23 protein-coding genes are annotated in these 23,150 nt (G+C 47.6%); 4 read left to right on the top strand and 19 right to left on the bottom strand.

The features are described from left to right. Positions 1 to 154 precede the first annotated feature (154 nt). Positions 155 to 1,105: an AraC family transcriptional regulator gene (locus tag MUB35_RS21545; protein WP_052099034.1), complete on the bottom strand. Its 951-nt coding sequence runs from the start codon at positions 1,103 to 1,105 to the stop codon at positions 155 to 157. Between the two features lie 116 nt (positions 1,106 to 1,221). On the opposite strand from MUB35_RS21545, the gene MUB35_RS21540 reads away from it, so the two are divergent. Continuing rightward, on the top strand, positions 1,222 to 2,562 hold the full coding sequence (locus MUB35_RS21540; protein ID WP_033139900.1) for an MATE family efflux transporter: 1,341 nt from the start codon (positions 1,222 to 1,224) through the stop codon (positions 2,560 to 2,562). 21 nt (positions 2,563 to 2,583) lie between these two features. Beyond that, the gene (locus MUB35_RS30905) at positions 2,584 to 3,192 is read left to right on the top strand and encodes a maltose acetyltransferase domain-containing protein (RefSeq protein ID WP_244806819.1); all 609 of its coding nucleotides are present in this window, start codon (positions 2,584 to 2,586) and stop codon (positions 3,190 to 3,192) included. Here the strand turns inward: MUB35_RS30905 and MUB35_RS21530 are convergent. Genes MUB35_RS21530 through MUB35_RS21510 form a run of 5 tightly spaced genes read right to left on the bottom strand, consistent with a single transcriptional unit; the run spans position 3,128 to position 9,589 of the window. Next, entirely contained in the window at positions 3,128 to 4,171 is a 1,044-nt protein-coding gene (locus tag MUB35_RS21530) for a hypothetical protein (protein WP_227245785.1), read from the bottom strand. The genes MUB35_RS30905 and MUB35_RS21530 overlap by 65 nt on opposite strands. After that, positions 4,168 to 5,667, bottom strand: coding sequence for a hypothetical protein (locus MUB35_RS21525; RefSeq protein ID WP_244806818.1), 1,500 nt, complete (start codon positions 5,665 to 5,667; stop codon positions 4,168 to 4,170). The genes MUB35_RS21530 and MUB35_RS21525 overlap by 4 nt, the downstream gene beginning before the upstream one ends. 2 nt (positions 5,668 to 5,669) lie before the next feature. Continuing rightward, positions 5,670 to 6,476, bottom strand: a complete 807-nt coding sequence (locus MUB35_RS21520) for a carbohydrate ABC transporter permease (protein WP_052099068.1) — start codon at positions 6,474 to 6,476, stop codon at positions 5,670 to 5,672. Between the two features lie 31 nt (positions 6,477 to 6,507). Further along, positions 6,508 to 7,413 carry a carbohydrate ABC transporter permease gene (locus MUB35_RS21515; protein ID WP_227209726.1) on the bottom strand — a complete coding sequence of 302 codons (906 nt, stop codon included), beginning with the start codon at positions 7,411 to 7,413 and terminating at the stop codon, positions 6,508 to 6,510. Then, a complete protein-coding gene (locus MUB35_RS21510; RefSeq protein ID WP_244806817.1) occupies positions 7,340 to 9,589 on the bottom strand; it encodes an ABC transporter substrate-binding protein in 2,250 nt (749 codons plus the stop codon). Before MUB35_RS21510 ends, MUB35_RS21515 begins: the two co-directional genes overlap by 74 nt. 185 nt (positions 9,590 to 9,774) lie before the next feature. Here MUB35_RS21510 and MUB35_RS21505 point away from each other — a divergent pair, with 185 nt between their 5' ends. Both MUB35_RS21505 and MUB35_RS21500 read left to right on the top strand, forming a co-directional pair. Beyond that, complete coding sequence (locus MUB35_RS21505; protein WP_103732589.1) at positions 9,775 to 10,455, top strand: response regulator transcription factor; 681 nt, start codon at positions 9,775 to 9,777, stop codon at positions 10,453 to 10,455. Then, positions 10,449 to 11,765 (top strand): sensor histidine kinase, encoded by a 1,317-nt coding sequence (locus MUB35_RS21500; RefSeq protein ID WP_244806816.1) that lies wholly within the window; start codon positions 10,449 to 10,451, stop codon positions 11,763 to 11,765. The genes MUB35_RS21505 and MUB35_RS21500 overlap by 7 nt, the downstream gene beginning before the upstream one ends. Before the next feature lie 41 nt (positions 11,766 to 11,806). On the opposite strand, the gene MUB35_RS21495 is transcribed toward MUB35_RS21500, so the two are convergent. The 13 genes from MUB35_RS21495 to MUB35_RS21435 all read right to left on the bottom strand — a co-directional run bounded on the left by MUB35_RS21495 (position 11,807) and on the right by MUB35_RS21435 (position 23,036). Then, positions 11,807 to 12,454, bottom strand: a complete 648-nt coding sequence (locus tag MUB35_RS21495) for a hypothetical protein (protein WP_244806815.1) — start codon at positions 12,452 to 12,454, stop codon at positions 11,807 to 11,809. Continuing rightward, entirely contained in the window at positions 12,435 to 14,966 is a 2,532-nt protein-coding gene (locus MUB35_RS21490; RefSeq protein ID WP_244806814.1) for a hybrid sensor histidine kinase/response regulator, read from the bottom strand. The genes MUB35_RS21495 and MUB35_RS21490 overlap by 20 nt, the downstream gene beginning before the upstream one ends. A 17-nt stretch (positions 14,967 to 14,983) precedes the next feature. After that, on the bottom strand, positions 14,984 to 16,282 hold the full coding sequence (locus tag MUB35_RS21485) for an ABC transporter substrate-binding protein (protein ID WP_103731004.1): 1,299 nt from the start codon (positions 16,280 to 16,282) through the stop codon (positions 14,984 to 14,986). Positions 16,283 to 16,916: 634 nt separating this feature from the next. Beyond that, positions 16,917 to 17,504, bottom strand: a complete 588-nt coding sequence (locus MUB35_RS21480) for a DNA-3-methyladenine glycosylase I (protein ID WP_033139910.1) — start codon at positions 17,502 to 17,504, stop codon at positions 16,917 to 16,919. Positions 17,505 to 17,587: 83 nt separating this feature from the next. Beyond that, positions 17,588 to 18,370 carry a TatD family hydrolase gene (locus tag MUB35_RS21475; protein WP_158587277.1) on the bottom strand — a complete coding sequence of 261 codons (783 nt, stop codon included), beginning with the start codon at positions 18,368 to 18,370 and terminating at the stop codon, positions 17,588 to 17,590. 10 nt (positions 18,371 to 18,380) lie between these two features. Then, positions 18,381 to 18,677: a hypothetical protein gene (locus MUB35_RS21470; RefSeq protein WP_033139912.1), complete on the bottom strand. Its 297-nt coding sequence runs from the start codon at positions 18,675 to 18,677 to the stop codon at positions 18,381 to 18,383. A 189-nt stretch (positions 18,678 to 18,866) separates the two neighbouring features. Beyond that, positions 18,867 to 19,079, bottom strand: a complete 213-nt coding sequence (locus MUB35_RS21465; protein WP_033139913.1) for a DUF3791 domain-containing protein — start codon at positions 19,077 to 19,079, stop codon at positions 18,867 to 18,869. A 2-nt stretch (positions 19,080 to 19,081) separates the two neighbouring features. Continuing rightward, positions 19,082 to 19,321, bottom strand: a complete 240-nt coding sequence (locus MUB35_RS21460; RefSeq protein ID WP_033139914.1) for a hypothetical protein — start codon at positions 19,319 to 19,321, stop codon at positions 19,082 to 19,084. Continuing rightward, entirely contained in the window at positions 19,321 to 19,812 is a 492-nt protein-coding gene (locus tag MUB35_RS21455) for a DUF3990 domain-containing protein (RefSeq protein ID WP_033139915.1), read from the bottom strand. The genes MUB35_RS21460 and MUB35_RS21455 overlap by 1 nt, the downstream gene beginning before the upstream one ends. Further along, positions 19,809 to 20,060 carry a hypothetical protein gene (locus MUB35_RS21450; protein WP_156120809.1) on the bottom strand — a complete coding sequence of 84 codons (252 nt, stop codon included), beginning with the start codon at positions 20,058 to 20,060 and terminating at the stop codon, positions 19,809 to 19,811. Before MUB35_RS21450 ends, MUB35_RS21455 begins: the two co-directional genes overlap by 4 nt. Positions 20,061 to 20,216: 156 nt before the next feature. Then, a complete protein-coding gene (locus tag MUB35_RS21445) occupies positions 20,217 to 21,176 on the bottom strand; it encodes an anti-sigma factor family protein (protein ID WP_244806813.1) in 960 nt (319 codons plus the stop codon). 4 nt (positions 21,177 to 21,180) lie between these two features. Beyond that, the gene (locus tag MUB35_RS21440) at positions 21,181 to 21,657 is read right to left on the bottom strand and encodes an RNA polymerase sigma factor (RefSeq protein WP_054351407.1); all 477 of its coding nucleotides are present in this window, start codon (positions 21,655 to 21,657) and stop codon (positions 21,181 to 21,183) included. Between the two features lie 422 nt (positions 21,658 to 22,079). After that, positions 22,080 to 23,036, bottom strand: a complete 957-nt coding sequence (locus tag MUB35_RS21435) for a winged helix-turn-helix transcriptional regulator (RefSeq protein ID WP_331477603.1) — start codon at positions 23,034 to 23,036, stop codon at positions 22,080 to 22,082. Positions 23,037 to 23,150: the final 114 nt, after the last annotated feature.

The following is a 23,150-nucleotide window of genomic DNA, read 5'->3' as shown; positions in this document are numbered from 1 at the left end:
AGCATTCATCCCCTTTCTTCAACCCTGACTGCAGAGGCAGAAATGAAGATCTGTCGCTGTCCGTCACTATATAGATAATCTATATATCGTTCATCTATATAGTATCACTATCCGCCCCTCTTGTAAAGCCCCACTGCTTCATTTTTACACAAAACTATTTTGTCAGCGTCACTGTTCGCTCCGTACCCGGCAGCACGTTTTGCGATAGTGCAGATATGCTTCTTTTTTTCCTGTATTCAAGAGGCGTATCCCCGGTCTTTCGCTTAAAAGCCGTAATATAGTAGCTGACTGTACAGAACCCTGTCATCTCCGCGATCTCCGATATATTCAAATCCTTCTTTTCCAGAAGTTCCATACTCCGGGAAAGCCGGTATTCCAGCAGATACTCCCAGGGAGTCATGTGCACCATCTTCTTAAAAAAACGGCAGCACTCCCCTTTGCTGATATGGGCAGAGGCCGCAAGCTGCTCCAGGGTGAATTTCTCCCTGTAATGTTCATGCAGGAAATTGAGCAGTACGGCTGTGCGCTGCTGTTCCTGCGCGCTGTAATCAATCTTCCCCCCGGCATCAAACAGATTTTCACACAGCAGCAGCCACAGACGCTGCAGATGCTCACAGACCAGCAGCTCCCTGTGCGGGGAGGCCTCTCCGAAATGGGCAAAGATCCAGGACAGATTCTCCACTGCCTCTTTTTCCCAGCATTCTCCCGTATCGGCAAAATGATAGAAGGGCCGGGCTTTCTCAAATGTCCGGTAATACTTTTCATAATAAAAGCTCCCTTTATACCCATACAGCAGAACCGGATCAAATATAATGGTGCGGTATCTGACCGTCTGCCCGCTTCCCTTTTTCAGCGTGTGGAGCGCATCCGGAAATATCAAAAAGGCCTCCCCTGCCCTAAGTCTTGTCTTTTTCTCCAGAACCTGTACCTCTGCCTCCCCTTCCAGGATCAGCGATATCTCCACCTGCTTCTGCTGGTGCCAGTTCACAAAATTATTGGCATACTCATCCAGATTGTCATAGAAAATTTCAGCCGGAAAGGAGTATGTGCCAAGCAGAAGCGTGGAACACAGATCCTTGTCCACAGGTACGATTTTATCCAACATGATTTTTCCTCTTTTCATCAATATTTTGCAATAAATAACCGATATTTTTAAAGTTTTTCATATGCAAAGTTAATATAATTATATCTATAAATATTTTTTTACACAAGGAGCAAACATTGAAAATAAAAGATGATTTCATAAAATCCCTGTTGTTTATCACGTTTCCCATTGTTCTGCAGAGTCTGCTCACCACGGCCGTAGGCTCGGCTGATGTGTTGATGCTTAGTTATGTCAATCAAACTGCTCTCTCTGCGGTTTCACTGGCCAACCAGGTACAATTTGTACTGAATCTGGTTTACGTGGGGCTTCGGACAGGCACAACGGCCATGTCAGCCCAATACTGGGGCAGGCATGACACAGCTTCCATACGGCGCCTTACCCTGGTTGTACTCCGCTTTTCCATGGGCGTTTCTCTGCTCTTCTTTCTGCTGGCCTTCTGTATGCCAAGGCAGCTTATGCATATCTTCACATCAGAGCCGGAGCTGATCCGGACAGGGGCAGAGTATCTGCGCATTATTGCTTTCTCCTATCTCTTCATGGGAATGTCACAGATCTATCTCTGCGTCCTGAAATCCATCCAGCAGGTGGGTAGAAGCGCTGTCATCGGTTCTTTCACACTGGCTGCCAATGTATTACTAAATGCAGTCTTTATCTTCGGACTCCTGGGATTTCCCAAACTTGGGGTGACAGGAGTTGCCATAGCCACGGTCATTTCCAGAGCAGCGGAGCTCGGTCTGTGCGCAGTGGATGCGGGCCCGGTAAAGAAGATCCGCCTTTCCCGTACGGATTTTCACGACGCAGGCGCTGTTCTGACTAAAAACTTTTTGAAATATTCTCTTCCCGTCACAGCCGAGGGCTTTGTATGGGGCGGCGCCACTGCTGTCCTCTCCGCTATCATGGGACATCTCGGCTCTGACATTGTGGCTGCCAACTCCGTGGCCTCTGTGGTACAGGGACTGGCTACTGTGGTATGTTTCGGGTTTGCCGAGGGCGGTGCGGTTCTGCTTGGAAAAGAACTGGGAAAAAGCAATTATCAGAAAGCAGGCGCCGATGCGTCAAAGCTTATGAAGGCTGCCCTGCTGAGCGGTCTTGCCGGCGCTCTGCTCATGCTCCTTTTAAAACCACTGGTCACAGATATGGTCCGCCTGTCACCCCAGGCCCTCATCTATCTGAACAGTATGTATCTGCTGCAGGCTTTAAACGCAGTGCTGGCCTCCTTCACAAATACCGCCATCTGCGGCATTTTCTGTGCCGGAGGAGATACGAAGTTCGGGCTGTACTGTGATTTTCTTGTAATGTGGGGTTATTCTGTACTGATCGGACTTTTTCTGGGATTTGTCTGGAAACTGCCGCCGGTCACAGTTTACATAATTATGAATCTGCACGAACTGGTTAAAACGCCGTTTGTCCTGAAACATTATAAGGGCAGAAAATGGCTGAAAAATATTACTATTTAATTTTAAGGAGGATATACAACCATGACAATGGAAGAAAGAAAAGCAAAAGGACTGCTCTGGACAGACACACCGGAGGCCATGGAAGCCCAGGCGAGAGCCCGCGGACTGGTTTATGACTTTAACCACACAAGACCTGAGGAAAAAGAAAAAAGAATGGAACTGCTGCAGCAGATCTTTGGATCTCTGGGAAAAGGCGTATGGATCGAACCGCCTCTTACCCTGGCATTTGGCAAGACAGTTTCCATCGGAGACAACACATATATCAACTCTAATCTGACTCTTGTGGATGACTATACCATAAAAATAGGCAGCGGTGTGCTCTTTGCCCCCAATGTAACCATCAGCGCAACCGGACATCCCGTACACCATAAACTGCGCACCCACGGAGAAATGTACTCCTTCCCTGTTACCATCGGGGACAATGTATGGATCGGAAGCGGTGCTGTTATCCTGCCGGGAGTGACCATTGGCAATAACTCGGTCATCGGAGCCGGAAGCATTGTGACAAAAGATATTCCCGCAGACTGCATTGCTGTGGGAAACCCATGCAGAGTTCTGCGGGAAATTACGGATGACGATTTGATCTATTATTATAAAAACCGAAGGGTGGACGAGGAAACTTCAGAATAATCACAGAACAGGCGCTGCCGGAAAGCATGCAGCCTGCTGTCTGAAGCAGCATCTCCCTGTCGCGGCAGTCAAGGGCCCGGGTCATAAGCTTACTGATATCCCCGGCCTTCTCTGCCGCCAGATTGGCAAAGAAAGAAAAGTCTGACCAGGCTCCGGGTATATAATCATCGGAAAAGCGGAAACTGAAAAACACCAGAATGCTGATTCCGGCAATCACTGCCACAGGAAAACAGATACTGCAGATTTCCTTTACCCAGCTCTTCCACTCTGCACTGCGATATGTCCGCCGAAGCCTGGCTGCGGCCAGTACAAATAAGACCCACAGGGGAGCCATGAGGAACAGGCCCCCCAGACCACAGAACAGATCACCCTCTGACTTCACTTCCGGTTCCCCCGGAAGAAGCCCCAAAAGCGTCTGCAGCGCACCGGACGCAGGCATATTTTCATATTTCACCTGCACCCTGCTGTACTGTGTTCCGGTGTCTCCCTGAATGATACATACAGCATCTGTCACATCCAGAATTCCTCTGATCTGGTATTCTCTTCCCAGTACCTGTAACACTCCCCCGGTTCCATCCAGGTTAAGCTTCCCGGCAAGTCCCCTGCTGATCACACATCCGGCCCGGTCACCGGAGGATACCAGGCTTCCTGCACAGAGTTTTCCGGGCATGATCAAATTCATATTGCCTGCTGCTCTGATAAGCTGCGCTTCTGTCCTCTGTCCCAAAGACGCGTTTGCCGCACTCACTTCCTCCGGCTCTTTCCACAGCGTTATATCTTTTATATATCTCTTCTCATTTTCTCCGGCGTTCTTCCACCAGGTTTCCATCTGCTCTCTGGTTATGGGCGCATTGCGGTACACAAGGCCAAGCTCCCCGGCGGCATGTTTTTTAAGGCCGCTGCTGCAGGAGAGGCCCATACCCGCGAAGCATACCAGGATGACAACCGCCAGCAGAAAACTTATATCTTTTCTTCTCACTCTAACCGTACCTGATTCCCCTCCTCCACATATTTACTGGATTCTGTTATGATAAGGCTGTTTCTGCCTATTGCTGACTTCACTGCCGCATTTTTATCGTCTTTGTCCAAAACAGTTACCGGAACGGACACTGCGGTGTAAACCTTGCCCAGGATGCCGTCTCTTACCTCTGCTGTCAGCACAAATGCCTGTCCCTGTGCTTCATGCAGACTGCCAAGGGGAATCACCTGTTCATAGGAACCGGATTCCCTGGATGCCTCATACGTGAAGGCTGTGCCAAGCTTCAGCTGTTTTCCTTCTATCTGTCCGCACCAGACCATTCCGCCGGATTCTGTCTGGTTCTCTCCTGCCGGGGATGCTGTATTCTGAGAGGATGCCTGTTCAAAACGCTCTGCCCTCACTGTCACAGCCTCCGTACTCCCCGAAAGCTTGACGCTGATCTTATCACCTTCCTGTATCTTACCTGCATCTTCAGGTGCGATCTGACCTTTTGCCTCCATGGTTTCAGACGCAATTATGATCTGTTCCGTACCGGTGGTCACAGCACCCCCGGCCGCACCTGCTGACTGGAAGATACCGGAGGCACCGGCACTTACAACTCCTTCTGCGCTCTGGATATCTGTCAGCTTTTTCAGTTCCGCTTCTGCGCCCTGGATATCCACCTGGATTCCTTCCACACTGAGGCTGTTTGACTTTTTCTTCTTTTCTTCATTCTGCTGCGCGTTGGCTTCATTTTGGCTGGCCAGATCATACTGCTCAACCGCCTGGTTATAGGAGATGACCTGATTGTTCAGGGCGTCTGCCGCACCCTGCATTTTTTCCTCTGCTGCCTGCACTTTCTGTTCCCACTGTGCGTATTCCGACACAGAAGTGTCCTCATTCTGAGGCGCTCCGGTTCCCGTATCGGGATATTCTCCCTGGGCATCATTCCGGCTGTCATCTCCCTCTGTACCGCTGTCTGCAGCCGGAGGAGTGTCCGGTATATTGCCGGTTTGGGCAGGCGGAGGGTTATTTGCCAGCTCCTCATACTCTGCGGCTGCCTGATCGTAGGCCGCCTGGGCCTGGGCCAGCAGTTCCTCGGCATTATTGAGGAAAATCTGTGCCTGGGCAGTCTCCGGTGTACGGGCATCCTCCTGTCCTGCCAGCTTCTGCTGTTCAAGCTGCAGATTCAGCTTTTCGATCTCCCTGTTCTTTGTCTCTATCTTCTCTGCCAGGTAATCCATATCCAACTGTACCAGTGCCTGCCCCTCCTCCACTGCTGTCTGTGGTTTCACAAGGATCTCTTTTATCTTCTGTCCCTCAGGCAGAGACTGGCTGTACTCTTCCTTTGCTGTGATCGTTCCGCTGCCCGTCACCGTCTGGGTCAGCACCCCTTTCCCTACCTTGGCTGTCTTTACCTTAGCAACGGTTATGGAGGAGGCTGCCCTTGCCACCACAGTGCAGCACAGCATCAGCACTAAAAAATATATCACTGCTTTTCCCGCTTTTTTTCTCATAACTACTCCTTTAACCCCGATGCCACGATTCCCTGCTCCAAATACTCCTGCCCCCATAAAAAGATCAGCACTGCCGGCAGCATCATCACAATAGACGCCGCGAAGGAACTTCCCACCTGATCCGTCGTGATCTGCGGAAGATAGAGGGAGAGGGGCAGTTTTGCCTTTGTCTTCAGAAATGTCATAGGTGCCTCAATGGCATTCCAGTATTCCAGAAAATTCAGCAGCACTGATGCCATGATTCCCGGCATCCCAAGCGGCACTCCCACATGAAGAAAGATCTTAAGCTGCCCGGCTCCGTCCACCATGGCTGCCTCCACAAGGGCATCCGGTATGGAATGAAAAAACTTCTGCATGATGAACACCGGAAACGCCGAGAAAACCCCGGGCAGAATGATCGCCAGGTGGGTATCCATGAGCGATAAATTGGAAAGCACCAGATAACTGGATACCATAGTGACCTGGAAGGGCATGATCATTAAGATCATATATAATAAAAATAAAATTCTCCGCCCTGTAAAACGGTATCTGCCAAATGCCCACGCCGCCGGCATACCGACCAGCACCTGCCCCAGCAGAATAGGTACCACCTGTTTGACCGAATTCCAGAACATCACGAAGAAATCCGGAGAATCCAGCAGCAATTCCACATAGGGTCTTAACGTGGGATAGACAGGCAGCAGTTCCATCTGAACCGCCTGCCCGCCTCCGCCCAGCACCCCGCCGTAGGCTGCCTTCAGTTCCTCCGGTCCCATAAATGAGTTTGGAAACATGACCAGCACCGGCACCCAGAACAGAAGGCAGAACATGGCCAGCACTGCCGTGCGCACTGTCTTTTTTTTATTCACTGCTCTCCTGCCTTTCGTTCCACCATTCCACCAATACCAGTATCACACTCACCGCAATTGCCATTAAAACTGCCGCAGCGCTCATTTTCTGTATATCCAGCTTGGTAAACCAGTTATTGAACAGGTGCTGCAGCATATAAATGCTCTCATGGGGATAGTCCCCCGCGATCAGATACGCCTCCCGAAACACCCTGAAGGCATTTACAAAGGACAGGACCCCTATGAGGAAAATACTGCCCTTCATCTGGGGCAGCGTAATGTACCGAAAGCACTGGAATGCCCCGGCACCACTGACTCTGGCCGCCTCATACTGCTCCTCCGGAATAGCCGAGAGTGCGGCGATCCACAGCACAATATCATACCCCATATTCTTCCACAGATAAGACCCCACCAGGATCCAGAAGGCATATCCTGTATTCATCCAGTCCTGCCCGGTCAGATGCAGCATTTCCAGCATCTGATTCACAGCGCCGTTCTGGTCAAATAAAAGCTTCCAGAAAACTACCACGGAAGCCACCGGAATTGCCATGGGCAGGAGAAATCCTGCCCGCAGTACCCTGGCAAACCCGGTGATGCTGTTTAAGAAAACCGCCGTCACAAATGACAATGCCAGAAGCAGAGGCAGACAGATGCACAGAAACCGCACTGTATTGCCCAGTGCCTGTCTGAAAGCACCGTTTTCCAGCACCTGTCTGTAATTATCCATCCCCACAAAAAGCCCGCCCACTGCCTGAAAAAAGGAACGGCGTATCACATCTGCGAAGGGCAGAAGGACAAAGACCAGCAGGCCCAGCAGACTGGGTGCCAGAAATGCGTATGCTGTTTTATTCTGACAGGTAGGTGTCCATTTTCTGGACAATTGCCTTTGCCGCTTCTGCGGATGTCTCTGTACCTTCATAACATTTCTCCACTTCTTCCATAACTGTGTCATACAGTGTCCGGTTTGGAATGAAAGGATTATCCAGTGTACGGATCAAATCCAGATAGATTTGAAGGGTCTGACTATCGGCATTCCCGTATTCCTCCATGACTTCCTCCCCTGTCTTGGGATCTTTGAAGGAACTGCTTACAACGTCCTGCTGCGCAGCTTCTGTATCTGCGTATGCCAGCATATTCTTAAATGCGCTCTCTGTAACGGGATAGCCGTCCATTGTCTCGCTGCCCTGCACATCATCCGCCAGAAGCGCTTTTATAAATAACTCTGCTGCCTCCTGCTGCTTGGACGATGCGTTGATTCCCGCAATGGTGTACGGCACATAACAGTTATGGATAGTCTGTGGTTCAATCCCTGCTTTCTTGATGCTGTAGGCAGGATACATCATACTGCTGTAACCCTGTAATTCATATAATGATACCCTTCCATCCTTTAATGCGCTGAAATAACCCGCTGAAAAATACACATTCTTGTCTTCGTTCTCCTCCGGATCATATCCGTAAGCTTCCTCCAGCATTTTCGTATCCATATTTTCAAAAATCTTTAAGCAGTCATCTAAAAACTGTGTCATTTTCTCCTCATCAATGCCCCCATCTTCTTTTACGAGGTCCTGATACATGATAGAAAGCAGTGACTCCGCAGCAGGGGTGTGTATCGAATCTCCCAGAACCTGGGCATCCGGATTCTCATTCAGATAAGAAGTCAGGGATTCCAGACTCTCCAGAGCTTTGCCGCTGTCATCCTTGGCGGCCATAATCGGAAGTCCCACACGGGCCGGAATGCCGTAGATCTTCCCGTCTCTGTCAAGCGCCTTTCCGATATTCTCCAGCATACCGCTGTCTTTTACCAGCTCGTCCCTGAGACCGCTTATATCCATCAGGACTCCCTTTTCTATGTAGGAGTCCACCGGAAGTCTGTCTAAGATCAGCACGTCAGCACCCTCACCGTTTAGAAGTTCTGTGTTCAGGCTGCGGATATCATCCGAATTTGGCTTTTCATACTGTCCGACCGCGTAGCTGTAGTCCACTCTTATATCCGGGTTCTGGGTCTGGAACAGGCTTATGGCCTGCTCTACGGTTTTGTTCTCTTTCAGGCTGTAAACGGTCAGTGTGTTTTCCGCTGAAACAGGCATTTCCTTGTTGTAGGTGTAATGTGCCATATACAGTCTGCCCTTGTCATACTCGTTGTACAGAGCGTAAAAATCATCTTCCTCCCCGCAGAAAAATGACGAAACACCAACCTCTGATGCCCCCATTTTCCCGTAAGACCCATCAAGCAGTGTCTCTATCAAATCACCTGTTTCCTGAAAGCGGATAAGCCCTTTCTCGGTCAGTGAATACCATGTCCCGTCAGATCCGGCGGCAATATTATAAGACTCCCCTTTCTCTTCAAGCGGTACATTTCCCACCGCTGAATAATCCTCTGTGTCATAGAAATCAACACTCTTTCCATCCTTTGCCGTCACGGCCAGTCTGTTCTGTGATGCACAGATCGTATTCTGATAATTTGACATCATGGGTTCCATATCAGCCGAAAAAACTTTTTCACCGTCTTTGTAAATCTCAGCCTGCCCTGAACTGCCATTTCCCACACACAGACTTCCGTCTGCCAGCGCATCTATATCTACCAGCATGGCTGTATACCCGCTCTCATCTGCTTTCAGCAGATTTTCAGGGGTAATATCTTCCCATGTATCCCCATCCGAATTATTTTTTAATACATGCCAGCCATAGGGAACATCCTCAGATGTATTCGTGGGGGTTCCCATTGCATACAGGTTTCCGTCCTGTCCATACTCAATATGGTTTACATACATCTCTGCAGATGTCAGCCCTGTTTCCTCCTGGGCTTCAGACCATTTTCCATCCTGATACTGATAGAAATAATACTTCATACCTGTTTCCGCATTTCCGCTGGAAGTATACAGCCAGAGGGTTCCATCCTTTTCATATGCCCCCACAGGCGTTTCCCCATCCTGTACAGGCGGCTTTAAATCCTCCTCCACATAGCGCCCCATGGCCTTCTCCTGGCTGTCCTTTTTATTGTTGTCCGCTTCCTTTGTCTGTCCGCCGCATCCTGACATCAGGCCTGCTGCCATCACAAGGCCCATTCCTGCGGCCAATATTTTTCTCCACTTCATATTAAAAACTCCTCTCTGCCGGTGATTCTGTCTGATTACCCGGCCCCTTCATCATTTAGGATATCAGATAAATCTCAAAAAGACATTTAAAGCCTGTGAGAATTTTTAAAGATTTTTTTGAGAAATGAATGGTATAATATTTGAGAGAAAAGAAACGTACTTAAAAAGGAAAGGAATGATTACCCATGCGAATTTTATTGATAGAGGATGACCAGGAACTCTGCCATGTGCTGAAGATTTCTTTAGAGAAGGCCGGATATCAGACGGATATCTGCCTGACCGGAACCGATGCGCTGTATTATGCCCTGCAGCCGGTTTACAATCTGATCATTTTAGACCGTATGCTTCCCGGCATGGACGGGCTTTCCCTCTTAAAATTGATCAGGAGCAGTGATATTGCCACCCCTGTTATTCTGGCAACCGCCATTGATGCTGTACCGGAACGGATCGCAGGCCTGGACTGCGGTGCTGACGATTATATTGTGAAACCTTATGATATAGAGGAACTCATGGCACGTATCCGGGCGCTTATCAGACGACCGAAACCCATGGAAGACCACCAAAATATGGAATACGGGGATCTGACCTACCACACTGCCACCTTAAAACTCACCTGCGGAGCGCAGACACAGCAGCTTTCCCGCAGGGAATCCATGCTTATGGAGTATTTTCTGCAGAATCCGGACCAGACCATTTCCAGACAGATGCTGTATTCCCGGGTATGGGGGCCTGACGGGGAGGTGGAGGACGGAAATCTGGATACCTATATTTATTATCTCCGCAAAATTCTCAAAAAGCTGAAAAGCCGTGTCCAGGTCACAACCGCACACGGAATCGGCTACCGATTGGAGTGCCCGCCATGCTGACAACCTTCCGAAGACGGCTGACCCTGCTTTTTGCCGGGACCACCAGCCTGATCCTGACTGTCATATTCCTCATTGTCTGGGTGTACCAGAACCATCTGTACCAGGCACAGCAGGAAAATCTGTTTCAGAATTATCTTCTGGAACTTTCCACTAAGCTGGAAGCTGATATTCATTTTTCAGATAACTGGCTCGCCTTGATGGAGGCGGAGAACCGTCTGATCATTCATATAGAAGAGAACCGCGTTCCTCTGTTTTTCCCCGGCTCCTGGGAACCGGCATCCAGCCGCAGCGAATTGATTGAAAAGGCCAGAAAAAAAGCCTTAGATGAGCAGGTGGATATCAGCCGCCCTCCCCTCACTACCTCCATGAGGAAGACTTCTGTCATGCAGATTGAGGGGGAAAAGGGGGATATCTACCAGGCGGCAGCCCTCCTGATGCCCTCAGGCAGTACCTCAAAGGCCCTGATACTTCTGCAGGATATTACGGAGATGAGGCAGCGAAAGCTTTCCCTGGGTATTTTCTTTCTGCTGCTGGATCTGGCCGGATTTGCCGCACTTTTTCTGGCGGCCCGACTGATCCTTGGGCGTGCCATGCAGCCGATCGCAGAATACCAGCAGAGACAGACTGACTTTATTTCCGCTGCCTCCCATGAACTGCGCTCCCCGCTCACCGTCATCCAGACCAGCGCTTCTGTCATAGAGGACGACCCGGGACAGGCAGCAGCCATGTCCCGAATCATACGACGGGAATGCAGCCGTTCCGGGAAGCTTATTCGTGACCTGCTGCTTCTGGCCTCCTCAGATTCGGGTACGCTCTCCAGGAAACTGGAGGAGGTGGAGGCAGACGCCCTGCTTCTCCGCCTGTTTGAATCCTATGAAACAGTCTGCAGACAGAAGGATATCTCCCTCAAACTCCATATGCCGGATGATATTCTGCCGCCGGTCCTCTCAGACCCGGCGTATCTGTACCAGCTCTTGTCCATTCTGCTTGAAAATGCCATAACCTACGGCATACCGCCTTCCGGGAAAAAGCCCGTGATAGAACTGTCTGCTCATCAGTCCGGACGGCATATCACCCTGTCCGTTACTGACCACGGACCGGGCATTCCGGATGAAAAAAAGGAGGCCGTATTCCGCCGATTTTACAGGGGGGACCCCTCCCGAAGCAAAAAGGAACATTTCGGACTGGGCCTGTCCATTGCCAGTGAACTGGCCCGCCAGCTAAAATGCCGCCTTACGGTCCTGGACACCCCGGGAGGTGGTGCCTGTTTCCGAATAGAATTGACGAAAACGGGAACCAGCAGCTCTTAACGCTCTGGTTCCCGTTTTCTGTGCATCTTTTCAGCTTCCTCTCATAGAAAAAGCCTGTAAAAACAAAAATAACCTGCTGCAGCCACAACAACTGCAGTTCCTGTATAAAGAATTTTGTTTTCCGCCTTTTTCCAAAATACATACCCGATAGCAGCCATCCCGGCCAAATCAAAAAGGAACTGAAAAAGAAATGTCTTATTATGGAACAGATATATTCCCACCGCCACAGTCTCAGCTCCAAGCCCTCCAATGGGCAGGCCGTACAGAAAACTGCCGGGGCTTCCCCCTTTATTCCAGAAGTACAGTACAAATCCCCCTATACTGCAGAGGCACGCCAGCGCCGTATAAAGTACCAGCAGATTCCAATGGAATCCCTCATTGTCAAACATGGGAAGAAACAGACCCAGTATATATTTCAGTAAATAGAAGCTGATATTCATAGCCGTGAGGTACAGCATCACATTCACCGCGGCATTCCGATTGGAACGGCTGAAAAGCACCACAAGGGTAACCGTTACCATCCAGAAGCCAAACAACGTTGCGATGGAACTCAGGCTCCATAAACTGTCATACGGAAAAAAATCCGTAAGTCTGGTCAGGATTCCTGCCAGACATCCCAGCCCTGCCATAAGAATATATGACTTTAAAGCACGCGGTTTACGTTTCGTTTCACTTCCCCGGTTTCTCATCCTGTCCTCCATCTGCTTTCTGGTTCCGGCGGTTTCTATATTCTCTCCTTCTCTTCTCGTCCACAGGTGCCAGCCATTTTTTCAAAATCTCACTCAGCTTCTGGAGCATAATGGGTTTTGCCAGAAAGTCGCTGAATCCTTCTGCCAGATACATGGCCTGTGCACTGCCGGACGCATTTGCTGTAAGCACTACTACGGGAATGCTGCAGCAGTTCTTGTCCGGCAGCGCGCGTATCTTTTTCAGCGCCTCCACACCATCCATTCCGGGCATCATGTGGTCCATGAAGACCAGATCATACCTTTCCTTTTTGACCGCATCCACTGCCTCCTGACCGGAGTGTACACAGTCCACCTGCATGCCGTAGGGTTTCATAAGCTCCTCTGCGATCTGCAGATTTAAATCATTGTCATCCACCAGCAGCACCCTGGTATACGCATAGTCCGGGGCCGTCTCCGTGGATAATGCGGTTCCGGCTGCAGGACCGGATGCTTCCAGTTTTTTCAGCAGAGCTGCAGCCTGTATACTGAAAAGAGGCACAAATATGGTCAGATCCTGTGCCTGTACTGACATCAGAGTATGTTCCTTCATTTTCAGCAAAGTGATCAGGGACACCTGGGCCGGCACTTCCTTTCGGTCCAGATTTTGTATGGTCTCTCTGTCTGCCATGGCATATCTGTATTCCCCCGCCCGCAGCTCCTGCACAAACGTTTCATGATCTGTGCAGATTCTGTAAGACATGTTCATACGTTTCAGGCATTCTTCATAATACTCCCTCATCAGGGAGTCCGGTTCCAGTATCAGCACACTTCTCTTTTGGGGAAACCCCGGTTCCAGAAGGGAGGTCCCCTTCTTCTCTGCCCTCTGCGTAATGCAGGCTGTGAACACGGAACCTTTTCCATATTCACTCTCCACAGAAATATGACCGTTCATCATTCTGCACAGAGCACTGGTTATGACAAGACCCAATCCGGTTCCTTCCCCATTATGACTGTATTTGCTGTCCACCTGGCTGAAACTCACAAACAGTTTGTCCATATCCTGTTTTCTGATACCCACGCCGGTATCCTCCACACGCATGGTCAGGAACGCATTTTCTCCCTCCTGCCGGCAGCAAAGAGTCAGGCGGATATGTCCCTCTTCCGTAAATTTCACGGCATTTCCCACAAGGTTCACCAGGATCTGCCGGACACGTGCGGCATCACCGGTCAGACGGGCCGGAACGGATTCATCCACATCCATAAAAAAGCGGACAGGCTTTTCATCTATTTTAATGGCAGCCATATAGATCAGGTCGTAAAGAATATCCTCCAGCTCATATTCCTCATTCCGGATTATAAATTTTCCGGACTCTATTTTTGAAAAATCCAGTACATCGTTGATGATCGCCAGCAGACCTTTACCGGAGTTCAGGATACTGCGCACATACTCCCTCTGCTTGCCGTCCAGGGCAGTGCGCATCAGAAGTTCCCCCATTCCCACAATGGCATTCATGGGAGTCCGTATCTCATGGCTGATGTTGGCAAGAAATTCTGACTTGGCCTGCGCCGCATGTCTCTGGCTCTGGGAGAGCGCCCACAGCACAGCCGCAGCAGCCAGAAGCGCCAGAAAGACCACTCCCGCCGTGATGCTGATCGTGGCAAGCTCCTTTGTCAAAAGATCTGTCTTGGCGGTGATAGCCTCTTTGGAGACAATATTCACAACCGTCCAGTCATGTATTCCCAGGGGACAGTAATATGCATACCGACTGCTTCCAAACTGTTCATAGAGGATCATGCCGGATTTTCCTGCCTTTATATCTGCTTCCGTCCGGGAGAGGTCTGCACCCTCCCTGATCTCCGCATTCTGCAGGACCCGGAAGAAGTTATTGTAATCCATGCTCTTATTATGCAGAACCAGACTGCCGTCCGTGTCTATGATGTAGGAATAGCCTTCCCCGCCGTAGCTCTCTATGCCCAGCACCTCCTGAAGCTTTGAGGCCTCCAGCATGGCGGCCAGAACGCCTGCCGGTTTTCCTGCTTCGTCCTTCAAAGGAACACTCATTATAATACCGGATACAGCCCGGTTCGTTAGGATATGCCTGACAAGACCGCTGATCTGGCTCTCCCCTTCCATGGCTGCCTGAAAATAGGCTTCTCCGGATACGTCCCCATCCCTGGAAGATTCCGTGGCCTTCAGCATACCGTCTGCCTCCGCGTACCCCACATAGGCAAACTTATGTCTCCTGGCAATATCCTGCAGATAAGGGAGCCGTTTTTCCTCCGGTATGGCAGGCAGTGCGTTCCCGGCGGTCTCCAGGGAAACCTGAGTATCCTGCACCACGTTTTGTATGTAGGAGACAATGTGGTCCGCCGTCTCTGCCAGATGTGCCCGGTTCTCTTCTTTGATGGTACTGTCAAATTTTCTGATATAGCTTGCGGCAAATGCTGCAAATAGCAGAATCACTGCCAGCAAAGCTGCCAATACAGCCACAAACGGCATCCGTTTCCGGGCCTCTGTCTTTTTCTTTCCCACGGGATTTCCCCCTCACTTCATTTACATTTCAGCCGTTCCTGCCTAAGCGCCTCCATCTTTGCCAGGCATTCCTCCGCGGTTTCCTTCCCATCCGCATCCATATATTCCAGAATACAGGAGGCATCCATCTGGGAGAACCCGCGTATGCGCAGCCATGCGGTTGAATCCCGGTAATGCCGCTCGATTAGGCGCTCCGCCTCCAAATACTGCGGCGTGGAAATACTGGCCACCTGATTTTTGAACACAGGCGCTGTGTATATTCCCTCGAATACAGCATTGTAATTATAAGGGTCCGCAAGAAATGTGATAAAATCCAATGCGGCATCCAGCCGTTCACTGTTCTTATTTACAATAAAAAGGCCAAGATTCGGTCCCTCAAAGGTTCCCTCCTCCGGTATCCCTACAAAAGCAGGCATGATTCCGAATTGGGAGGCATCCCCTGTAAAATCCGTATACAGCCAGGTATCCCAGCACAGCATCATGGCGTATTTTCCGCTGTCCATGGCTTCGCTCATTCCGTTCCAGTCATCTGTCCGGTAAGTCTCTCCCAGATAACCCTTCTGCGCCATGTTTTTGTACCAGTCTGCCACCTCTCTCATCTGAGGCAGATCGTCATAGCCCAGAGTGCCGTCGTTCAGGCCATTCAGTATGTCCGTATCCTCCACCAGACAATCCATAGGAAATTGGTAGAGAAGCATGGAAATCTCTTTTCCGGGCATATACAGAGGGGTAATTCCGTTCTGCATAAGGGTCTCGCAGACCTGCAGGAACGCTTCCTGCGTACCGGGGACTTCCAGGTTATATTTTTCAAAGATTTCTTTATTGTATAAGGTGCCGGAAACCGACGCCTCCCAGTGGGGAAGACCGATGATCTTCCCGTTGTATACTGTCTGGTTAATGGAGGTATCGGTCAGGTCATCCACCCAGACGGCATCGGAAAAGTCGTAAAAGTTCTCATCCGGCTGAAAGGCTTCAATATTGGTTCCGCCGTAACTTAAAAGAATATCCGGCTTCTCAATCTCCCCCGCCACGCTTGCCAGAACCTGCTGTTCAAATTCTTCCTTTGGTATCTGGACAATTTCCAGCTCATTGTCCGTGAATTCCTGATAGCGGTCAAAGGCTTTTGTTATGTAACTGCGCTCCATCTCCGGGTAGATTCCCCAGATCACCAGCTTTTCGCCGCTGATGCTGCCCCAGTCATACTGGGGCTCGTCAAAGGCTGCTGCGCTTTCTGTGTGAGCCTGCCTGCTCTGCGCACAGCCTGATAAAACCATGGCCAGTCCCATAACTGCCAGGACTCGGACTCCCTTTTTCATATACCTTTTCACCCCGCCTTTGGACTGCTTTTTAATCTGTATTTATTTGTAACTGTGAGGACACTAAACCATTTATATTTATTTTAACATTTATGGGGGGATATGTCGATATGAGTGAAGAATATAAAGTTTCTTTATAGAATGAAGAAAGGTGACTGCAGGAACGTTTCCGGTCCGCTTGAATCGATTGCGTTATAATTCATTGCCTTTATAAATATAATCATTAAGGCATATTTTCGCCTTTATCTTATCCGGCAGAATAATATGATTAAGATTCAGGCCTTTTGCCACATAAACTTAAAAAGAGAGTAATAACACCACTGTGTTACATACCCTCTTTTCATGGCTAATTTTAGTGTTGTCTGCCAACGACCAGTAAAAGACTGGTAAACATATCGGATTTTAGTGTTGTCCGCCAACGGCCAATCATATGAACATGATTGACAAATATTTCAGATTTAAGTGTTAGCCCACTAGAAAAGCACGCTTTTCTTCTAACTATTATTATATACAAATGCAGTTTTTATGTCAAGAGACTAATCTTTATTTTCTCTTTGTTATTGCAAATATTTAATTATCATATGTACTTAATTGCATGGAAATATGTGTATCTATTTCCCCTATGGTAAATATTTTACTCCCTGTATTCCACCGGATATCTCCTACATATCTCATCATACAAAAAGCAATTCTCATCATGGTCATTTATCATCCCGCATGCCTGCAGATGGGAGTACACGGTAATAGAGCCCAGATATTTAAAACCCCTCTTCTTCAGATCAGCACTCACCGCGTCGGATAATTCATTTTTCGCGACACCCTCAGTCTGATGGCTTCTGTAAACAAGTGTCTTTCCCCCTGTCCAGGACCACAGATAGGTGTCAAAGCTGCCAAACTCTTCGATTATCTGCAGGAACCTGCACGCATTATTAATGACTGCCTGAATTTTACGGAGGGAACGGATCATTCCGGGTGTCTCCATAATTTCCTGTATTTTTCCCTCATCATATACAGCAATCTTCCTGTAATCGAAGTCATCAAAACACTGGCGGAATATATGGCGTTTTTTCAACATCATATTCCAGTTCAGCCCGCACTGCATGACCTCCATCATCAGAAACTCAAACTGTTTCCTGTCATCGTGGAGGGGAATTCCCCACTCCTCGTCATGGTATTTTTGTAAAATCCCATTGTCCTTACACCAATCACATCTCTCGCTCATGCCTTCTCCTTATATGTGCTTTTTATTCTGTATCTGTTCCGCTCTCCCTTTTTCCCACATCTGCTCCTGCGGCATTTTGAGGGCTAATCTTGAAAATCAAACAGTCTTTCTGCATTCCCGGTTGTAATAGTTATGACTTCCTCATAAGTTAACTGTTTCAAATCCGAAATTGCTTTTACGACTTCCATAAGATTCAGGGAAGTATTTCTGCTCCCGGGGGCTTCTTTGGGTTTTACATAGGGGGAATCCGTTTCAAGCAAAATCGCCTCCATAGGTATCTGCCTGACTGCATTTCTTACTGCTTCCTCCTGCGGATATGTAATTCTGCCTCCGATTCCGAGAAAAAGTCCCATATCCATATATTCCGCCGCTCTGGCAATGTCGCCGCCAAAGCAGTGTACCACACCAGAATGCTGCAGAGGATGTTCCTTTAATATCTGAACAGCCTCGTCATCCGCATCTCTGATATGAAGAATCACCGGAAGCTTTATCTCCTGGGCAATTTCAAGCTGTTTATGAAACCAGACTCTCTGCCTGGCTCTCATTTCTGTGCCCTGAACGCGATAATAATCCAGCCCGGTTTCACCAATGGCAACTGTCTTACTATCTTCTGCCAGTTCCCTGAGTTCCGTTTCCCACTTTGTATCCTGCTCTGCATTTTCTTCACCGATACAGTTGGGATGGATTCCCACGGCATAATAAATCCATGGACAGTCATCAAAAAATTTCCGCATCATATGATTGGAATCAAATGTTATGGCAGGATTTACAACCTTTTTCACCCCTGAAGAAACTATTTCCTCCAGCAGACTGTATCTCCCGCAGTCGAACCTCTTATGATCATAATGTACGTGCGTATCAATCAATATTTCTCACCTATCTTCCAAACAGCCCGGAAAGTGGTTTCAAAGCCTCTCCCAGATTCTCGATTGCCTGGTTCAGGCTGTCTATATCCAGGTTTTCCAGAGCGGGTACTACAGAGTCATTAAAGGTCTTCAAGGTCTGCCGCAGATCTGTCACAAGCCCCGATATATTGATGACCAGTACCACGCCCACGGTGATCAGCACCACTGCTATGATTCCAAGCAGTACAGCGATCATCCTTGATACAAACAACTGTTTTCTGAGAAGTTCTGTCTGCTCCTCCTCAAATGTGATCCTGTTATCGTTCATGCTGCCCCTCCTCATTCATATTCTGTTACAAGTATTCTATCACATTTTGCTGTATCTGATGTAAAGATTTACAGATTCTAAACAGCAAAATATCACCGGCCAAAATCCCACCGGTGATATTCTCTGTCCTGCTGAATGTTACTGCGCATTTTTCTCTGCCGGTTACTAATAATGCAGTTCCGCCGGCAATTAAATCATGGTCGATTGTCTTGCCTCGATATACAGGTCAATATCTTCCACAATATACTTTTCTCCGGTTGTATGCAGAGCTTCAAAACAGGAAAAGATATAATCCCATACTCGGTATTTTGTGAATAGTTCAGAAATCTGTCTTCCGGTCAGGCCTTTTGCTGATTTATACTGCTCGGTACAATAGATTAAAAAATTACCTTCTTTACTCATAATCATGCCTCCTCCGGAAATATAAATGTACCTGTCTTTTTTTCTTCATCAAACATATTAAACAGGGTTAGAGCGCTCAAATGCCACAGCTTCGTATCTTCCTGCTCCAGAAAGGAATATACCTCAGAATCATAAAATTCTTTAGTGGCAGACACTTCATCATACGGATAATTCTCAGTGATCAAGTGAATCACCTGCGGTACAAGAAGCATAAGCATAGCTTCAAATTTCTGCTTTTCCATTAAAATTCCCCCTCCGGCACTGTGCCGATAAACTTTAAGTAGTTTAACGCCTTTTCTGAGGTAAGCACTAACTGGTTATATAACTTTTTGATTTTAAGAGCCTCCAATGTCTGCTCCTTAGTTAATACTCCCGCAGTATAAAGGGTAAATGTGGTATAAACATCATCATTAGCAACAGGACCAAAGATAAATTCAAATGTTTCGCCCTCATAGCTGCCTGATCTGTTATCCGATACGAAATCAAGCCATGCCTCATCAGCAGTATCAAACCGTAAAATGGAACATTCTGCAAAGGCTTTCTGTTCATCAATCTCATAGATATTGACAATCCTGCGTCCATTTTTTCTACGCCTGTAAACCTTGTCCGCAAAGCCTATGGCCTGCTTTTTGTTTGTGGTGGTATAGAAACCAAAACCAAAATCCAGAAACCGGTTCTGCTGAATCAGCTTCGGTTCGGAAACGACCACATTACTTCCATGATACAAAATCATAAATTCCCCTCCAATACCTTTGCTGCAAGTTTTTGTTCTTCCAGCAGTGATTTAATCATTGCCTCAATATGATGACGCCTGTCAATCTGCTGTTTAAGTGTTTCAATTTCCTTCTTCCCAACGTACTTGGAAATAATCTTTTTTCCATCCCGGTATTTCAGGTAGTAGTAAGTATTACCTTTGACCTGCTTTTCAGAAATTGTGCCCTTGGGCAATTCCGCAAGAGCCTCCTGGTATTTTGCAAGCATATAATCAATCCGCTGCTTTTCCTGCAGCAATGTACTTATAATTAAATTCATTCTTTTCACCCATCTATATTATACCCAACATTTCTCAGAATATCAATGGATGTTGTGTAAATATAATTATACAGCCGCAGCACCTGAGTTGCAGTTCACTGAATGTTACTGCGCATTTTCCTCTGCCAGTTTCTTAATGGAAATCTCCTCTGTCTTATCTCTGTATTTCACTGTGAGCACTTCCTGTCCGGTCAGCTTTATTTCCTCACCGTCTGCTCCCAGAATCGTATTGCCATCCGTAAATGTATAGCTGCAGGATACGCCTCTGTTATCCGGAAGATTTCCGGTATCATCATAGTGCTCTATGATCGCTATTTCATATTCCCCTTTCTTTTCTGCTGTCAGGGTAAGCCCCATCAGTTTTGGCTGGAAGTCAATGGACACCATGCCATTCTCCATCTTATTGTATGTCATTTCCACGTCTTCAGAAGATGCCAGCTTCTCCCTGCAGGCCTCCTCTGCCATTTCTTTCAGGCTGAGTTCTTCTGTTTTATCCCCATACTCTATCCGCAGAACATCGTCCTCTGAAATCTGTTCTGCCTTTCCCTCCGGTGTAAGAACTGTCTCCTCATCTATAAAGGTATAACCGCAGTATGCATTTCTGTGATTGGATTTATTCAGTGGGTTTATTCGGGAAGCCCTGACGGTTATCACATTGGTATCTCCCGATTCTGTCTCCGCATAAAGACGTATATTTTTATCCTTTGGCGCAAACTTGATCGTCACAATTTTTCCAACATACTCTTTTGAAAGGTTCACGTCCCCGGACTTTACATTCCAGCTCTTTCCGTAATAGTAACTGAGTCCGCCGAATATCAGCGCGCATATGAGAACCGTCAGTCCGACGGCCTTCCAGATTATCCTTTTTACCTTCTTAAACGGTCGGATTGCCTTCTTATTCGCTTCTGTCATTTCCGGTTTCTGCACTTCCTGTTTCATCTCGTCCAGATACGCCCTGCATTCCCTGCAGTCCTTCAAATGCTCCTCAATCGCCCTGTCACTCTCTCTGCTGGTCAGCCCGTCCACATAGCTGGGAAGCAAATCCCTGATAATTTCGCACTTCATAGTCTTACCTTCCTTTCACAATTTTCTGCTTTGCCCTGTAAAAAGTCACGCGGGCCCAGTTTTCATTTTTACCGAATATCTCCCCTATTTCCTTAAAAGAAAATGCACCTGTTATGCGCAGAAGCACCACTTCCTTTGCAGTCTCGTCCAATATATGCACCTTTTTAAACACATCCATCTTCTCTTCTCTGATACAGAGCTCATCCTCCGGTCCGGCCTTGTCGGAGACCATACTTTCCTCCAGCATGGATGTACCCTTTCTCTTTCGTTTGTCCAGCTCCTGATACCATAAATGCTTGGCGATCTGGCAGAGCCAGGTAGACACCTTACAGGTTCCGTCATATTTATGGGCTGAGCGCACTGCCCGGTAAAATGTCTCCTGGGTCAGCTCCTCCGCGGTACACTCCTCGCGGCACAGGGTCATCAGGAAACGGAACACCGAATCTGCGTATTCCCTGTAAATGACATCCATGTCTAACATCTCTTCCTCACCTCTCTTTACTCATATATCCGGGAAATAGAGTTTTCGTTACAGAAAACGTGAAATTTTTTCTTTTTGATTATACCATATACCATTAATGGCATCCCGTTCGGTACCAAGGGGGTTCTCTAGTTTTCACAGACTTTCAGATAATAGTCCTACATGGAGATATATCCCAGCTGGGCTATTATTCTGTTCGTCAAACCGGAGATTCGTCCACACCTTCCTTCAGACTCGCAGTTACCCACGACGCCCTTGGTGTTCAACTGCATCCTTCCCACTACCGGGCGGATTTCGAGACTTTCACCCTATAGAACGCGCGCCCGCCGGGCGCACTAAAAAGCACTCTGTATCTTTTGATACAAAGTGCTTCAATGTACAAGAGCGTGTTTGAAAATTCATACTGACAAGCTGCAGGATATTTATCTTTGCAGTTCCACCAGCAATTCCCATCTGCCATTCCGCTTTCCGCCCAGCCGTTTGATATAACCCTTTTCCTGCAGCACTTTTGTCCTGTTCTTCACGGTTCGTTCTGACTTTCCAAGCTTTTCAGCTAACTGCTTCTGCGTTATAACAGGATTCTTAGAAATGTTTTTGAGAATTTCAAATTCATCCAAAGTGCAATCCAAAGTGCAATTTTTGCACTTTGAAATCTCTTCTGCTGCACTTTTGATTTCCTTTTCATCTGAATAATCTACATGAAGATAACGATTTTTTAATTGATGATGCCTGTCCATCAGAAAATTCTCAAAAAACAATTCCAAATACTTCGTTGTTGCATGGATATCATTTTTTAAATCATTATAATTAGCCCGCACTAAAGCATTGCGGAAATACCATGAGTGTTCGGCAAATGCTTCATTACTTACCTCAAATCCCAGAGTCTTTAGATACTTTATAATAAATACTGCTGTTGCCCGGGTATTTCCCTCGCAGAAGGGATGAATCTGCCAAATATCAGATGTAAACTTTGCAACATGTTTCACTGCATCTGATACCGTCATTCCCTCATAAGAAAACCGTTTTTCCATATTAAAATCATAGTCCAATGTATCTTTTATACTGTCACATGATGCATAAAATACCGTCTCTCCTTTTAGCACCCATTCTTTTTTTGTAATATTATATGGTCGGATTTTCCCGGCATGATCAAATACACCTTCAAATAGACGTCGATGTATCGTCAGCCATTCAGCAGGTGAAAACTGAAAAGTATGCTCGCCCAAAATTCTTGTGATCCGTGTTGAAACAATATCCGCCTCTTTTGTATCATCTTCTAAGTCTCTGCGTTCGTCCCGCTCTTCATAGTAGCTTTGAATTCTCTTTTGCGCTGCATCAATATTTATTTTTCCCTCAATATGTTCTTTTGCTGTTTCCAACAAATATTCCGATATCTTAAGTCCGTCTACATCCTGAAGACCAATAGCAGTCTGCCAGGACTCACTTTTCTCTGCCTTATCAGGTTCTCCCTGCCGAATATAATTTTCCAGTTC

This window comes from Blautia sp. NSJ-175 (genome assembly GCF_022867815.1).
GTDB classification, from domain to species: Bacteria; Bacillota; Clostridia; order Lachnospirales; family Lachnospiraceae; genus Blautia; species Blautia celeris.
Note: the sequence above shows the minus strand (reverse complement) of the source record. Positions and strands in the feature narration are given on the sequence as shown.